This is a genomic window from Planococcus sp. ISL-110 (assembly GCF_018613575.1).
Lineage (GTDB): Bacteria > Bacillota > Bacilli > Bacillales_A > Planococcaceae > Planococcus.
Map to the genome: position 1 here is coordinate 43226 of NZ_JAGGPX010000013.1, position 13534 is coordinate 56759.

Sequence of the window (13534 nt, forward strand, 5' to 3'; positions counted from 1 at the left end):
GATGGGGTTGAATATGGAGACGAGGGCGATTGAAACGCTGGTTCAGTATGTGGACGGGGTCCCGCTCCGTTTTTGTTCCAATGCCGCAGCCGCGACGGATGGGACGATTTGGTTCACGGAATCCAGCAACCGCTATGACTTTGAGCAGTATACAGGCGCATTGATGGAAGACAGGCCTTCAGGGCGGTTATTCAGGCGTGATCCAGGTGGGCGCGTCGAAGTGGTTCTGGAAGGTTTGCATTTTGCCAACGGCCTTACACTGTCGAGTGATGAACAGGCCGTGATCTTTGCTGAAACAGACGGCTACCGGCTCAACCGAATATGGATACGAGGAACCAATGCCGGGAAGCGGGAATTCCTGGCCGCTAATCTGCCGGGGTTTCCAGACAATATCACCCGCCTGCAAGACGGCAAGTTCTAGGTGGCCGTGATGACTAACCGCAATCCTTTACTTGATCGGCTGGGCACGGCGCCTGCGTTCTTGCGCAAGCTGCTGTGGCGGGTACCTGAACGCCTGCAGCCAAAAGGTGCTAAAACGGCTTGGGCCATGCTTTTCGATGAGCAGGGAAACTGCCTGCTGGATCTGCAGAGTTCGACGATTGATTATCATGCCGTAACAGGAGTGGCAGAGTCCCGCGGCATGCTGTATTTCGCCAGTATTGAAGAACAGGCACTGCTGGCGGTGGAATTAATGCCTGACGGAAATAGGAATAGTTCAGCCAGCTGCTGAGCGGCTGTAAACGAAAATGGGTGAATAAAATCTGCTTTGAAAGGGATTTCTTTCCATAAGAGCATTACACCTTTCACCAGAATATTGTATAGTTAATAGGGATTTATCTAGAAATGAAAGGTGTTATCTTGAAATGTTGCAGAATCCCACAGGAAAAAAACGGCTCGGCCTGGCCTTGATCCTCAGCATGCTGGGCATACTCGCTCCGCTGAATATCGATATGTATTTGCCGGCTTTTCCGGCAATCGCAGACGAACTGGATGCACATGTCTCCCTGGTTCAGCTCAGTTTAACGGCCTGCCTAATCGGACTCGCTGCGGGGCAAATTGTTGTCGGACCATTCAGTGATGCGGTCGGCAGGCGTAAACCCTTGATTATTTCGGTCATCTTGTTTACGCTGTCGTCTGTGCTCTGCGCGGTGGCCCCGAATATCGAAATGCTGATTGCCGCACGGTTTCTGCAAGGATTTACCGCTTCTGGCGGTGTAGTTCTATCCAGAGCAGTAGTCAGTGACGTTTTTACCGGCCGTGAAATGACGAAGTTCTTCGCGTTGCTCATGGTCATCAACGCCGTCGCCCCGATGGCCGCGCCGCTGGCTGGTGGCGGCATTCTCGCTCTGCCATTTGCTGGATGGGAAACCATCTTTTATTTCCTCGGCCTGCTTGGTGTCATCATGGTGATCGTCGTCATTTTTCGGCTGCCGGAGACCTTACCGCCGGAAGACCGCATGCCAAGTTCAATCGGACACTCTATTCGGACGATGGGGAGCCTGCTTAAGGCGCGCCCCTTCATCGGTTACGCCCTGGTCGTCGGCTTGGTCCACGGCGGCAGTTTCGCTTATGTCGCCGGGACGCCGTTCGTTTATCAGGAAATTTACGGCGTTTCGCCGCAAACCTTCAGTGTGCTGTTTGGCATCAATGGCATCGCGATGATCATTGGAAGCTTTATCATCGGCAAGTTCGGCGGCATCGTTTCTGAGCATCGCCTGCTTCAGGGAGCGGTAGTCGTCGCGGCCAGTGCCACGTTCGGGCTGTTGGTCATGACCATTATTGAAGGGCCACTCGCTTCGCTGGTGACGTCTATTTTCATCTACATGATTGCAATTGGGATGATCTTCACCAGTTCGTTCACCCTGGCCATGAGAGGCCAGAAACACCGGGCAGGAAGTGCCAGTGCGGTGGTCGGTATGCTGCCGTTGGTCATTGGGGCTCTCGTATCACCGCTTGTCGGCATCAATGAAACATCAGCTGTTCCGATGGGCGCAATTCTGTTCGGCACGTCCGTGCTGGGCATGCTTGCCTTCTTCGGACTGACCGGACACAAGCAAACAATTATTATGCATAAAAAGTGATGAATATTCAAGTGAGCGTATTTATGCATTTTGCTGAATAAAAAACAAGAGCGGGAAGAAAGTTCTTCCCGCTCTTGTTTTTTATTGTATTAATTGTTTTGTCGATCCCTTTATTGAACCCCTAGAGAAAAACATCTCCATTTAGCCGTTAGTGTCTACATACGAAGTTGGGGGTGTTTTTTCCTAGTCTCATTTATTAGATCACTCTAGTACAAAAGAAGCTTATTCTTGTGCGTTTTTTGTTGGATAAATTTGAAATTTCTTTTTAAAGAAAAGGGCTTTTGGGAAGCGCAGAAGATTGGATACATTCCTATTATTTATAGTTCCGTCCATTTTCCTTTAAAACAAATCTATTGTTTGTCAACAGTTTTAGCAGTATGCTTATTTATAATTATACCCCTATGGGTGTTTAAGTGACAGGAAGGAGCGATAATATGTATCATAAGAGATTTGATCCAGGCAAAGCAGATGTTTTAGTCAGCAAGGAACGTCAAACATTACTGCCTGTGGAAAAGATAATGCATTATTTAGCGTTAGATGAGAAGGATGTTGTAGCCGATTTGGGTGCCGGAAATGGGTACTTCACCATTCCGATTGCTAAAAGAATGATATACCCGGTTTATGCGGTCGATATTGAACCCAAAATGCTATCAATGTTGAAACAAACCGCAGAGAAAGAATCGATTGAGAATATTCACTATATCCAAAGTGACTTGGAAAACATTGCTTTGGAAGATAAAGCAGTGGATAAGGTGATGGCTGCGTTCGTCATTCATGAAGTCCCTGATATGATAAAGGCCCTCAGTGAAGCAAGAAGGATTTTGAAATCAGGTGGCACATTCCTTTTAATTGAATGGGAAGAGGTCCCGACAGAAATCGGTCCTCCATTGGAAGATAAAATCTCGTCACAGGAAATGGTAAAGCTGCTGGAGAAGAACGGTTTCCGTTCAGAAGTAATCCACTTGAACAACATTCATTATGCCGTCGTTGCGAAGCCTTATTAAAGAAGGGAGAATTTATGAAACTCTTATGGAAGTCGTTATGACCGTCTCAACGAATTGCGTTCCTGGTAGGAATCGCGTTTCTTGTATTTATTGTTACTGAGAAGTTTTAAAGAACGAGATATTAAAAAGAGGTTTTGTTCGAAAAAATGAGGGAATTCCATCAAAAGAAAGAGCTTACAAAAAGAAAGGAGCACCAACATGTTTAATTACACAGTAGAAACATCAAAAAGCAGAGATGAAGCTGTTCAGAAGCTTGAAGAAAATTTAAAAGAAGAAAAGTTCGGCGTTCTTTGGAATTTCGATCTGACTGCAAAGCTCCAGGAAAAAGGCACTGATTTTGACACACCTTACACGATACTCGAAGTTTGTAACCCGCAGGAGGCGAACCGCGTCCTTTCGGAAGACCTGCTCGTCGGTTATTTCCTGCCGTGCAAAATTGTCGTTTATGAACAAGATGGGGTGACCAAGATCGGAATGCCGAAACCGAGCGCATTGATCGAGATGGTCCAACAAGATTCGGTCAAGGAAATCGCAATGGATATCGAAGAGCGCTTGATCGGTTGCATCGATAAGACGGTTTAATTCACAAGGAAATATTTTTTTGATTTGTTGTATACCCCATGCGGTAATAATACGCTATTACAATAGGAGGAATATTGTATGACTGTAAAATTTGTAGCAGCAAAAGATGTCGCAGATGAGGTGTTCCGCCGGGAACCGGTGCATATTTTGGATGTCCGTACCAAGGAAGCGTCGGAAGACTGGCATATTGAAGGGGATAATGTCAATTTGATCAATATCCCCTTCAAGGAGCTAAGCGATTCCGATTCAGCGGAGCTGAAGAAGTTGCCGAAAGACCAGCCGCTGTATACGATTTGCGGAAAAGGGAACGACTCACAAAAAGCCGCTGCCTACCTGCAGGAAAACGGTTTCGGCAATGTCTATTCCATTGAAGGCGGAATGGCTGCCTGGAGTGAACAGCTTGAACCGGTTAAAATCGGGGAAGTAGAGGGCGGCGCGATTTATCAATTTGTCCGGCTGGGCAAGGGCTGCCTGTCCTATCTGATTGAATCGGATGGGGAAGCTGCAGTTGTCGACGCGAGCCGCGTGACGGAAAATTATGAAAAATTCGCAAAAGAAAAAGGCATCAAGATTAAATATGTTATCGACACGCATCTGCATGCCGATCATATTTCAGGGGGCAAAAAGTTGGCGGACGCAGCCGGTGCAACGTATTACCTTCCGCCAGAGGATGCGGACAGAGTCGTTTTCGGTTTCGAGCCGGCTACCGATGGGCTGAAACTCGAAGTTGGCAGCACGACAGTCGAAGCGGTTTACTCCCCGGGACATACGATTGGCAGCACGACTTTTGTGGTCGGCCAAAAGTATTTATTGACCGGCGATATACTGTTTGTCGAATCCATCGGACGGCCCGATCTCGCGGGCAAAGCGGAAGACTGGGCGGAAGATCTGTACGAAACCCTTTATCGACGCTACAAGGAACTGGCGGGTGACTTGCTCGTCCTGCCGGCACATTACGCCGAGGTCAGTGAGATGAATGAAGACGGCAGCGTCTCGGAAAAACTGTCTGTCCTTTATGAAAAAAATGAAGGCCTGCAGATTCAGGACGAAGCCCAATTCATCAAGCGGGTGACACAGGGATTGAAGGACCAGCCGAATGCCTATGAAGAGATACGGCAAACCAATATGGGCAAAATCAATCCGCCCGTTGATGAAGCGAAAGAAATGGAGACAGGGCCGAATAACTGCGCTGTTTAAATAGAAAGAACGGATAATCCTTGACGGCTACAGTCCTAGAATGGGCTATGGCAAGCGGATTATCCGTTTTTTTATTGCCAAGCCAATTACTTGAATTCATACCCTGAGGGGTATATAATTAGCATTATCTTATTGATATTTATATTAACAGGGAGGCAAGAAAATGATGGAATACGATAAACAAGTCCAAAATAGATTGAAAAGAATTGAAGGGCAGCTGAAAGGTGTGCTGCGCATGGTCGAGAACAACGAGGATTGCCAGGATGTCGTGATGCAATTGTCCGCTGTCCGAAGTGCAGTTGACCGCGCGATTGGCGTGATCGTCAGCGAAAACCTCGAACAATGTGTGCGCAACAGCATCGACAAAGGTGAAAGCACAGATCAGTTTGTAAAAGACGCAGTAAGCCTGCTCGTTAAAAGCAGATAGGAAGATTCGCCAAACTTAGGGGTTGACGGGGTTTCCTTTCGGATGGTAGTATACCCCTATAGGTATTTTAGTTTCTTTATCATTCAAGCCGGTGATTTTTTATTTTGACTTTTTTATACCCGTAGGGGTATACTGACAGGGGGAAACAAACAAATGGAACAGACAAAATCAACAAACATCGTATTATTCAGTGGAGATTATGACAAGGTGATGGCCGCTTACATTATTGCGAACGGCGCAGCAGCTTATGATCATAAGGTGACGATCTTCCACACATTCTGGGGATTGAACGCACTCCGAAAAGAAAATCCGCCGGAAGTGAAGAAAAATTTCATCGAAAAGCAGTTTGCCAAGATGATGCCACGTGGCGCAGACAAACTCGGCTTATCCAACATGCATATGGCCGGCATGGGACCGAAGATGATCAAACAGGTCATCAAAAAGCATAATGCGATGACAATGCCGCAGCTTATCGAAATGGCGCAGGAACAGGAAATCGACCTTGTGGCGTGCACAATGACGATGGACCTTCTTGGACTGAAACAGGAAGAATTGCTGGAAGAAGTAACTTACGGTGGTGTAGCCGCTTATCTGGCGGATGCTGAAAATGGCAACGTAAACTTGTTCATCTAATAGGATGAAACGGAAAAGAGGGAAACCATGGATACTTGGTTAATGATTTTAATCGGAGCTGTGATCGTCTTTATCGGTTACCGCGCCATATCAGGGGCAAAAGGTGTGAAATCCGTTTCGACAGATGAATTGAAGCCCGAGCTCAAGAAAAAAGGCAAGCAATTCATCGATGTCCGGACGCCAGCTGAATACAAAGGGAACCGCATCAAAGAATTCAAGAACATTCCATTGAATGAACTGCCTGGTCGTACAGGTGAACTCGACACCAACAAAGAAACGTACGTAATTTGCCAAAGCGGCATGAGAAGCAGCAAGGCAGCTGGAATCCTGAAGAAAAAAGGATTCGATCAAGTGATCAATGTAAGGGGCGGCATGGGAAGCTACCGCCCTTAATCCGAAGGAGGAAAATCGATGAATCGCATGACAACTCAGGAAGTAAAAGAATACATGGCTAATAACAAGGATGTTTCAATCATTGATGTGAGGGAAACAGAAGAAGTGAAGGCTGGGAAAATTCCTGGTGCCGTCAATATCCCTCTTGGTCTTCTGGAGTTCCGTTTGCAGGACATCGACAAATCCAAGGAACACATTATGGTATGCCGTTCAGGCAGCCGCAGCGGAATGGCCACAAACATTCTTGAAAATCAGGGTTACAACGTAATCAATATGGATGGCGGCATGATGGACTGGGACGGTCCTACTAAATAAGCCGAAAAAAATTTTTTAAATAAAAATATACCCCTGAGGGTAATTAGGAGGAATTTTAATGATACAAACAGATAAAGTACTAGATGCTATAGGAATGGCATGCCCAATGCCGATCGTACGCACGAAAAAAGCGATGAATGAGCTCCAACCGGGCCAGGTCATCGAAGTGCAGGCAACAGATAAAGGCTCGCTCGCTGATCTTAAAGCGTGGGCTAAAAGCAGCGGCAACCAATACCTTGGAACGTTTGAAGAAGGCGATGTCCTGAAACATTATTTGCGCAAGGCAGACCAGTCGGAAGCAAAAGAGGAAGTCTCTTTCCCGCATACTTTGACAAACGCTGAATTGCAGGAACAGCTGGGCCGTGACGATGTTGTCGTACTGGATGTACGCGAACCTGCAGAATACGCATTCGGCCACATCGAGGGAGCAGTTTCCATTCCGCTTGGTGAACTGGAAAACCGCACACAGGAACTGGATATAGACAAAGAAGTATTCGTTATCTGCCGCACCGGCAACCGCAGTGATTTTGCTGCAAAACAATTGGTCGAAAAAGGTTTCGGCCGCGTGAAAAATGCCGTAGAGGGCATGACCCAATGGGACGGCTCGACTGAACAAAGCAAAGCATAAAGAGCAGCACAATAATTTTTACTATAATGGAGGAATTCTTAAATGGCAGGAAAAACAGCAATCATCGCATCAAACGGAACTCAATTCGATGCTTATAAAGTATACAATATCGCAACTGCAGCAGCGGCAAGCGATCACGAGGTGGCAATCTTCTTTACATTCGAAGGATTGAATCTCATCAACAAAGAAGCATATGGACAATTGGCGCTTCCAGAAGGCAAGGAAGCGGTTGCCGAAGGATTTAAAAAAGGAAATGTACCAGCTATTCCGGAATTGGTTGAAATGGCACAGGAACTTGGCGTTAAATTTATCGGCTGCCAAATGACGATGGACTTATTCGGTCTCGAAAAAGAAGCTTTCGTCGACGGCATTGATGTTGGCGGAGCGGTAACATTCCTCGAGTTTGCAAAAGACGCGGACGTTACATTAACATTCTAATCTGAACAAAATTTATCGAAAAAAATAACCTTGTGGAGGTATTGGAATATGACTGTAAAAGCAATGACAGCAAAACAAGTAGCAAGAAAAGTAATTGATAATGAGCCATTGTTTATCCTTGATGTACGTAACGGCGACGCATTCGCCGATTGGAAAATCGAAGGTGGCAACATCCAATATTTGAACACACCATATTTTGATTTATTGGACGGAGTCGAAGAAGTGGCTTCAGAACTTCCGAAAGACAGAGACATCCTGGTCGTCTGTGCGAAAGAGGGATCTTCTGTCATGGTAGCGGAAATGTTGGCTGAAGAAGGCGTCGATTCGGCGTATCTTGAAGGCGGCATGAAAGCGTGGAGCGAACACCTGGAACCAGTGAAGGTCGGCGATTTGAAAAATGGCGGGGAATTATACCAATTCGTCCGTATCGGCAAAGGTTGCCTGTCTTATATGGCAATCTCCGACGGTGAAGCCGCTATTATCGATGCAACACGCATGACGGATGTCTTCTTGGATTTCGCGCAGGAAAAAGGTGCAACGATCAAGCATATCTTTGACACGCATTTGCACGCCGACCACATTTCCGGAGGACGCCACATCGCTGAAGCAACAGGCGCAACGTATTACTTGCCGCCGGCTGATGCAGAAGACGTGGTCTTCGATTACACGGAACTTATTCATGGACTTGAAGTGGAACTTGGCGGTGCGAAGATTGAAATCGAAGCGCTGTACTCACCAGGGCACACAATCGGCTCAACATCATTTATCGTTGACGACCAATATTTGATGACAGGTGACATTCTGTTCATCGATTCCATCGGACGCCCGGACCTTGCCGGTCTTGCTGACGACTGGGTAGGCGACTTGCGGGAATCCCTTTACAGCCGCTATAAAGAATTAGCGGATGACCTTATCGTTCTTCCAGCTCACTTCATGATTATAGAAGAGCTAAACGCGGACGGTAGCGTCTCGAAAAAATTGGGCGACCTTTTCAAAGAGAACCACGGATTAAATATTGAAGATGAGCAGGAATTCCGCGACATGGTGACGAAGAACTTACCACCGCAGCCAAATGCTTATCAGGATATCCGCCAGGTTAATATGGGGAAAATCACACCTGACAACGAAGTTCAGCGTGAAATGGAAATTGGACCAAACCGCTGCGCGGTACGGTAATTAGTTAAAATAAAAAAGTACTATAAAGATCGCTTCGGCGCTTTGGACAAGGCTTTCACAATAAGCCGAAAAAACCACTCGTCTTATTGTTTCACCTGTTCCTGAGGCGCGCCGGTGCTGAGAGAAATCATTAGAGATATGGAGCAAAACAGCGAAGACTCCACGGGGAGCAGAAACGGAGTTGGCTTTCCAACTACGTTTCGACGAAGTGGCGAGACCCATTCGGGCGAATAGGCTGAGTTAGCTCGACGCAAGCCCCCAGGAAAGCGGAGCTGTTTTGCGGAATATCTATTATTAGCTCAATCAAACTACACAAACCCAAAGGAGAGATTTTGATGAACGCAGATAAAATACTAGACGCAAAAGGCTTGGCTTGTCCAATGCCAATCGTAAAAACACGTAAAGAAATGAAAGAACTGGTTTCTGGCCAGGTATTGCAGATTCTTGCTACCGATAAAGGGGCGAAAGCTGACCTGACTGCCTGGGCAAAATCAGGCGGCCATGAGCTGTTGGATTCACAAGAAGAAGGCGACGTGCTGAAGTTCTGGATTCAAAAGGGCTAAAGAGTGAAGGGCATCGTCTGATGTCCTTTTCTTTTTACTTTTTTATTATCACAACGGTTGAGAAAGCAAGGTAATGGGATGGCGGGAGCAGCAATAGCGTTTTCCTCCTGCACAATGGGCGTTGGCGTTTTTTTGCGAATGTCTGTAACTGTATAATCTTGCATTCTGAACGCCGCTTGTTCAAAAGGGGGAAACAGTTTTGTTGAAAAAATGGATTCCGGCTCTGGAGTGGATGGGCAGCTATAAGAAGTCAGACTTGAGCGGTGACCTAAATGCGGGTTTGATTGTAGCTATTATGCTTATTCCACAAGGGATGGCCTACGCGATGCTCGCCGGCTTGCCGCCGGTGATAGGGCTTTATGCCTCGACCGTGCCACTGATTATTTATGCCTTGTTCGGCACATCGAGGCAACTTGCTGTCGGACCGGTTGCGATGGTTTCTTTGCTTGTGCTTGCAGGGGTCTCGCTATTAGCGGAACCCGGAACAGATGAATATATATCACTCGTGTTATTGCTCATGCTGATGGTTGGTACCATTCAGTTTTTATTAGGGGTATTTAAATTGGGCTTTATTGTGAATTTCCTGTCCCATGCAGTCATAAGCGGATTTACCTCCGCTGCGGCGATTATCATCGGCTTAAGCCAGTTGAAGCAATTGATTGGCGTCAGCCTGGAAGCTGAAAAAAATATCTTTTTAATCCTCTCGGAAACGGTTCAAAGAGCAGCGGAAATCAATCCGGTGACACTTGCCATCGGACTCGGAAGCATTCTTTTGCTGATCGTGATGAAGAAATATGTTAAGAAAATTCCGGGACCGCTGGTGGTTGTTGTATTCAGCATATTGGCCGTCTATTTCTTCGACTTGCAGGCGCAAGGTGTGAAAATTGTCGGTGAAGTGCCATCAGGCTTGCCATCTTTGTCGATGCCGGCATTTCAGCTGGATGCACTGATTGCTTTGCTGCCGATCGCTTTGACAATTTCATTTATCGGTTATATGGAATCGATTGCGATGGCTAAGGCGATTGCAGCGAAAGAAAAATACAAAATCGATCCAAACCGTGAATTGGTCGGGCTTGGTCTCGCCAATGTCGGCGGTTCGTTTTTCGCAGGCTATCCTGTAACAGGAGGATTCTCACGTTCTGCTGTCAACTATCAGGCAGGGGCGAAAACACCGCTTGCAACGCTCATTACGGCATTCCTCATCATCTTGACCTTGCTGTTCTTTACAGGGGTGTTCTACTATCTGCCGCTCGCTGTACTTGCAGCAATCATTATGGTGGCAGTTTACAGCCTCATTGATGTGAAGGAAGCGAAATACCTCTTCAAAGTCAATAAAGTGGACGGCTGGACATGGATGCTGACGTTCCTTGCAACATTATTGATCGGAATCGAGCAGGGCATCATCGTAGGGGCTATATTTTCTCTCGTGGTGTTCATTCGCCGCAGCGCTTATCCACATGTAGCGGAACTCGGCTATTTGCCGGAACAGAAAGTGTTCCGCAATACGAAGCGATACCCGGAAGCAGAAACTGATCCGGAAATCTTGATTTTCCGTGTAGATGCATCCTTGTACTTCGCCAATATGACGTTTTTGGAAGATCAATTATGTTCAAGAGTCGCGGAAAAACCCGAGACGAAATGGGTAGTCTTTGATTTTTCAAGCATCAATTCAATCGATGCCGTAGCCGTTCACGCCCTGGAAGGACTGATGGAACAATGTCATTCCGGAAACGTGGAAATCATCTTTGCCGGAATTAAGAATACGGTTCTGGATGTGCTGAACAAGGCGGATTGGGAGAGCAAGTATGGTGACAGAATCCATTACTTGAACGTTGACGACGCCCTGAATTCCATCAATCAAAAGGAGGGGCGGCCATGAAGAGCTTCGCGCTGAAAAAGCAGAACGAGGAATTTATCCAAAAGATCAAAGAACACAATCCGGATTATTTTGATGAACTGCAAAAAGGGCAGACGCCTGAATATTTTTTGTTGTCCTGCAGCGATTCGCGCGTCAGCCCGTCCATCATTATGCAGATGCCGCTTGGGCATATGTTCGTCCACCGCAATATCGCAAACCAGGTAGTAGCGGAAGACGAAAGCTTCTCTGCCAGTCTGTTTTATGCGATCAAGCATTTAAACGTCAAAAAGCTTGTCGTTAAAGGACATACTGGCTGCGGCGGCGTCAAAGCGGCTTGGGAAGGAAACGAAGATCCTGAGTTGCAAAAATGGCTTGGCCATATACGGGGGAGTTTGCCGGAAAATAGGGGTGAGGCAGAACCGAGTCTCAATGAACTGGCCAAGTTGAATGTTCTTAGCCAAGTGGAGAAATTGCTCAAGCATCCGGTATATCAACAACTTGGAGAAGGTGTTGAGGTATCGGGCTGCATTTTTCATGTGGAAACCGGAGAATTGGAGCAAATTTATCCTTTATAAGATCTTATTTTCAGAAATCAGTCCTTTTTCTTTGCGAAGAGAAAGCGGCTGGTTTTTTTCGTTCAGTCCAAGCCCCAATGCACGTTTTTCTTTTGTGCCAATTATGCTTGTAGTACTGAAAATCCCAATGCGTATGATCATTGCGGATCAATTCTTTATGGTCCTGGAGCAATCAAGATTGTGGCAAGGATCATCGCCGCTAGATCAGAAAATGAACACGAAATACCGCCAGTGGATTTTAACGTTGTTGATTTTAGGAACGGCCATTAAAAATAGGTGATGAATCATTGACAATTCTTCTATTTTATTGACTTTAAATTGGTCAAAGACAAAAGTACTATGCTCATCGCCTTCTGAATTGTATATGTTCGCAAAATACTAATTTAACGAACAAATAGAGTAGGCATATGATAAAATAAAGAGTATCAAGGTAATTATCACAAAATCTACTGAAATTAAGCAATCATTCCTTTAATTCTCTGGAAGCAGGTGTTACATAGTGAACCCATTTAATCGTGTCGACGAATTAAAAAACCAATTAGATCAACACAGACCTCTTCCGGCTGCCGCGGTGAAGAACCTGCGCGACGTGTATCGTGTCGAATGGACGTATAACTCGAATGCCATCGAAGGAAATACCTTATCGCTGATTGAAACCAAAGTCGTCATGGAAGATGGCTTAACTATTGGCGGCAAGCGGCTGCAGGAACATTTCGAAGTTATTAATCATGCTGAAGCTATCAGCTTTATTGAGGAGCAGGTCACTCAAACTGAACCGTTGGATGAGCGAACGTTAAAAACGATTCATCACTTGATTTTAAAGAACATCGACGATGAAAATGCAGGTACTTATCGCTCCATCAACGTACGGATCTCCGGTAGCCAGCATGAACCGCCGCATTTTCTGCAGGTGGCAAATGAAATGCAAGAGCTTTTCGCCTGGTATGACCAAGAAAAGAACCAAATGCATCCGGTGGAGCTGGCCGCATTGTTTCATTTTAAGTTCGTTTATATTCACCCATTCGCAGATGGCAATGGCCGAACCGCGAGATTGTTAATGAATTTGATCTTAATGGGTCATGGCTTCCCTCCTGCTATCGTCAAAGCGGAAAACATTCAGCGCTTAACGTATTATGAAACGTTGGAAACAGCGAGCATACAAGGGAATACGCAGCCTTTCGTTGAGTTGATTGCCCAATGCGTGGAAGAAAGCTTATCCACGTATTTAAAAGCGGTTTTATAAAAGTAAGATTTAACTTACTCATTTTCTAGGAAAAGTACTTTCCACCTCTATATGTTCGCTTAAATTACATTTTGCGAACAATTAAATTTTAAGAAGAAAATAGTCCTTCTCTATTAAGTGGCCTACAATACTTCTAAAACTTTACTGGTTGGTTTTAAGAAGTAGGACTACGGCAATAGAAGTGATTGTGCAGCATTATGCATGGATTCCGTTGGTGCTGGTGGGTTTGGAAGGGTTGCTTGTGGCTCCCGGCGCGCTTGTCGACACCAATGAAATTTCCGCCTTGCCTTTTTTAGACTGACCGGATACAAGCAAACAATTGCTATGAATAAGAAGTGATGAATATTCAAGTAGGCTGAAGTATGCATTTTGCTGAATCGAAACAAGAGCGGGAAGAAAATTCTTCCCGCTCTTGTTTTTT

19 protein-coding genes are annotated in these 13534 nt (G+C 45.9%); 17 read left to right on the forward strand and 2 right to left on the reverse strand.

Annotated features, from left to right (window positions below; genetic code table 11):
- Positions 1 to 13: 13 nt before the first annotated feature.
- The 14 genes from J7I83_RS09200 (at position 14) to J7I83_RS09265 (ending at position 9437) form a co-directional block, all read left to right on the forward strand.
- Positions 14 to 421, forward strand: a complete 408-nt coding sequence (locus tag J7I83_RS09200) for an SMP-30/gluconolactonase/LRE family protein (protein ID WP_215100410.1) — start codon at positions 14 to 16, stop codon at positions 419 to 421.
- A gap of 9 nt (positions 422 to 430) precedes the next feature.
- The gene (locus J7I83_RS09205; RefSeq protein ID WP_215100411.1) at positions 431 to 730 is read left to right on the forward strand and encodes a hypothetical protein; all 300 of its coding nucleotides are present in this window, start codon (positions 431 to 433) and stop codon (positions 728 to 730) included.
- Between the two features lie 133 nt (positions 731 to 863).
- The gene (locus J7I83_RS09210) at positions 864 to 2081 is read left to right on the forward strand and encodes a Bcr/CflA family efflux MFS transporter (RefSeq protein ID WP_215100412.1); all 1218 of its coding nucleotides are present in this window, start codon (positions 864 to 866) and stop codon (positions 2079 to 2081) included.
- 434 nt (positions 2082 to 2515) lie between these two features.
- Positions 2516 to 3085, forward strand: a complete 570-nt coding sequence (locus J7I83_RS09215; RefSeq protein ID WP_215100413.1) for a class I SAM-dependent methyltransferase — start codon at positions 2516 to 2518, stop codon at positions 3083 to 3085.
- Positions 3086 to 3283: 198 nt separating this feature from the next.
- Positions 3284 to 3667, forward strand: a complete 384-nt coding sequence (locus J7I83_RS09220) for a DUF302 domain-containing protein (protein WP_215100414.1) — start codon at positions 3284 to 3286, stop codon at positions 3665 to 3667.
- A gap of 78 nt (positions 3668 to 3745) precedes the next feature.
- Positions 3746 to 4864, forward strand: coding sequence for an MBL fold metallo-hydrolase (locus J7I83_RS09225; RefSeq protein WP_215100415.1), 1119 nt, complete (start codon positions 3746 to 3748; stop codon positions 4862 to 4864).
- Positions 4865 to 5030: 166 nt separating this feature from the next.
- Positions 5031 to 5291 carry a metal-sensitive transcriptional regulator gene (locus J7I83_RS09230; protein WP_215100480.1) on the forward strand — a complete coding sequence of 87 codons (261 nt, stop codon included), beginning with the start codon at positions 5031 to 5033 and terminating at the stop codon, positions 5289 to 5291.
- 153 nt (positions 5292 to 5444) lie between these two features.
- Complete coding sequence (locus J7I83_RS09235; RefSeq protein WP_215100416.1) at positions 5445 to 5924, forward strand: DsrE/DsrF/DrsH-like family protein; 480 nt, start codon at positions 5445 to 5447, stop codon at positions 5922 to 5924.
- Between the two features lie 27 nt (positions 5925 to 5951).
- Complete coding sequence (locus J7I83_RS09240) at positions 5952 to 6317, forward strand: rhodanese-like domain-containing protein (RefSeq protein WP_215100417.1); 366 nt, start codon at positions 5952 to 5954, stop codon at positions 6315 to 6317.
- Positions 6318 to 6335: 18 nt separating this feature from the next.
- Positions 6336 to 6632, forward strand: coding sequence for a rhodanese-like domain-containing protein (locus J7I83_RS09245; RefSeq protein WP_215100418.1), 297 nt, complete (start codon positions 6336 to 6338; stop codon positions 6630 to 6632).
- A 58-nt stretch (positions 6633 to 6690) separates the two neighbouring features.
- Entirely contained in the window at positions 6691 to 7260 is a 570-nt protein-coding gene (locus J7I83_RS09250; protein ID WP_215100419.1) for a sulfurtransferase TusA family protein, read from the forward strand.
- A gap of 42 nt (positions 7261 to 7302) precedes the next feature.
- Positions 7303 to 7698, forward strand: a complete 396-nt coding sequence (locus J7I83_RS09255; RefSeq protein WP_215100420.1) for a DsrE/DsrF/DrsH-like family protein — start codon at positions 7303 to 7305, stop codon at positions 7696 to 7698.
- A 48-nt stretch (positions 7699 to 7746) separates the two neighbouring features.
- Positions 7747 to 8874 carry an MBL fold metallo-hydrolase gene (locus tag J7I83_RS09260; RefSeq protein WP_215100421.1) on the forward strand — a complete coding sequence of 376 codons (1128 nt, stop codon included), beginning with the start codon at positions 7747 to 7749 and terminating at the stop codon, positions 8872 to 8874.
- A 335-nt stretch (positions 8875 to 9209) separates the two neighbouring features.
- Positions 9210 to 9437, forward strand: a complete 228-nt coding sequence (locus J7I83_RS09265) for a sulfurtransferase TusA family protein (protein WP_215100422.1) — start codon at positions 9210 to 9212, stop codon at positions 9435 to 9437.
- Here J7I83_RS09265 and J7I83_RS09270 read toward each other — a convergent pair.
- Positions 9434 to 9601 carry a hypothetical protein gene (locus tag J7I83_RS09270; RefSeq protein ID WP_215100423.1) on the reverse strand — a complete coding sequence of 56 codons (168 nt, stop codon included), beginning with the start codon at positions 9599 to 9601 and terminating at the stop codon, positions 9434 to 9436. The genes J7I83_RS09265 and J7I83_RS09270 overlap by 4 nt on opposite strands.
- 35 nt (positions 9602 to 9636) lie before the next feature.
- On the opposite strand from J7I83_RS09270, the gene J7I83_RS09275 reads away from it, so the two are divergent.
- The gene (locus tag J7I83_RS09275) at positions 9637 to 11316 is read left to right on the forward strand and encodes a SulP family inorganic anion transporter (protein ID WP_215100424.1); all 1680 of its coding nucleotides are present in this window, start codon (positions 9637 to 9639) and stop codon (positions 11314 to 11316) included.
- Positions 11313 to 11870: a carbonic anhydrase gene (locus J7I83_RS09280; RefSeq protein ID WP_215100425.1), complete on the forward strand. Its 558-nt coding sequence runs from the start codon at positions 11313 to 11315 to the stop codon at positions 11868 to 11870. Before J7I83_RS09275 ends, J7I83_RS09280 begins: the two co-directional genes overlap by 4 nt.
- On the opposite strand, the gene J7I83_RS09285 is transcribed toward J7I83_RS09280, so the two are convergent.
- Positions 11865 to 12011, reverse strand: coding sequence for a hypothetical protein (locus J7I83_RS09285; RefSeq protein WP_215100426.1), 147 nt, complete (start codon positions 12009 to 12011; stop codon positions 11865 to 11867). The two genes, J7I83_RS09280 and J7I83_RS09285, sit on opposite strands and share 6 nt — an antisense overlap.
- A 358-nt stretch (positions 12012 to 12369) precedes the next feature.
- Here J7I83_RS09285 and J7I83_RS09290 point away from each other — a divergent pair, with 358 nt between their 5' ends.
- Positions 12370 to 13113 carry a Fic family protein gene (locus J7I83_RS09290; protein ID WP_215100427.1) on the forward strand — a complete coding sequence of 248 codons (744 nt, stop codon included), beginning with the start codon at positions 12370 to 12372 and terminating at the stop codon, positions 13111 to 13113.
- Positions 13114 to 13534 lie beyond the last annotated feature (421 nt).

Excerpts from the sequence above, each read along its gene's own strand:
- J7I83_RS09235 (WP_215100416.1), top strand. The coding sequence starts at position 5,445 with ATGGAACAGACAAAATCAACAAACATCGTATTATTCAGTGGAGATTAT.
- J7I83_RS09220 (WP_215100414.1), top strand. The coding sequence starts at position 3,284 with ATGTTTAATTACACAGTAGAAACATCAAAAAGCAGAGATGAAGCTGTT.
- J7I83_RS09270 (WP_215100423.1), bottom strand. The coding sequence starts at position 9,601 with ATGCAAGATTATACAGTTACAGACATTCGCAAAAAAACGCCAACGCCC.
- J7I83_RS09205 (WP_215100411.1), top strand. The coding sequence starts at position 431 with ATGACTAACCGCAATCCTTTACTTGATCGGCTGGGCACGGCGCCTGCG.
- J7I83_RS09280 (WP_215100425.1), top strand. The coding sequence starts at position 11,313 with ATGAAGAGCTTCGCGCTGAAAAAGCAGAACGAGGAATTTATCCAAAAG.
- J7I83_RS09215 (WP_215100413.1), top strand. The coding sequence starts at position 2,516 with ATGTATCATAAGAGATTTGATCCAGGCAAAGCAGATGTTTTAGTCAGC.
- J7I83_RS09240 (WP_215100417.1), top strand. The coding sequence starts at position 5,952 with ATGGATACTTGGTTAATGATTTTAATCGGAGCTGTGATCGTCTTTATC.
- J7I83_RS09245 (WP_215100418.1), top strand. The coding sequence starts at position 6,336 with ATGAATCGCATGACAACTCAGGAAGTAAAAGAATACATGGCTAATAAC.
- J7I83_RS09200 (WP_215100410.1), top strand. The coding sequence starts at position 14 with ATGGAGACGAGGGCGATTGAAACGCTGGTTCAGTATGTGGACGGGGTC.
- J7I83_RS09230 (WP_215100480.1), top strand. The coding sequence starts at position 5,031 with ATGGAATACGATAAACAAGTCCAAAATAGATTGAAAAGAATTGAAGGG.
- J7I83_RS09255 (WP_215100420.1), top strand. The coding sequence starts at position 7,303 with ATGGCAGGAAAAACAGCAATCATCGCATCAAACGGAACTCAATTCGAT.
- J7I83_RS09260 (WP_215100421.1), top strand. The coding sequence starts at position 7,747 with ATGACTGTAAAAGCAATGACAGCAAAACAAGTAGCAAGAAAAGTAATT.
- J7I83_RS09285 (WP_215100426.1), bottom strand. The coding sequence starts at position 12,011 with ATGATCATACGCATTGGGATTTTCAGTACTACAAGCATAATTGGCACA.
- J7I83_RS09210 (WP_215100412.1), top strand. The coding sequence starts at position 864 with ATGTTGCAGAATCCCACAGGAAAAAAACGGCTCGGCCTGGCCTTGATC.
- J7I83_RS09265 (WP_215100422.1), top strand. The coding sequence starts at position 9,210 with ATGAACGCAGATAAAATACTAGACGCAAAAGGCTTGGCTTGTCCAATG.
- J7I83_RS09250 (WP_215100419.1), top strand. The coding sequence starts at position 6,691 with ATGATACAAACAGATAAAGTACTAGATGCTATAGGAATGGCATGCCCA.
- J7I83_RS09225 (WP_215100415.1), top strand. The coding sequence starts at position 3,746 with ATGACTGTAAAATTTGTAGCAGCAAAAGATGTCGCAGATGAGGTGTTC.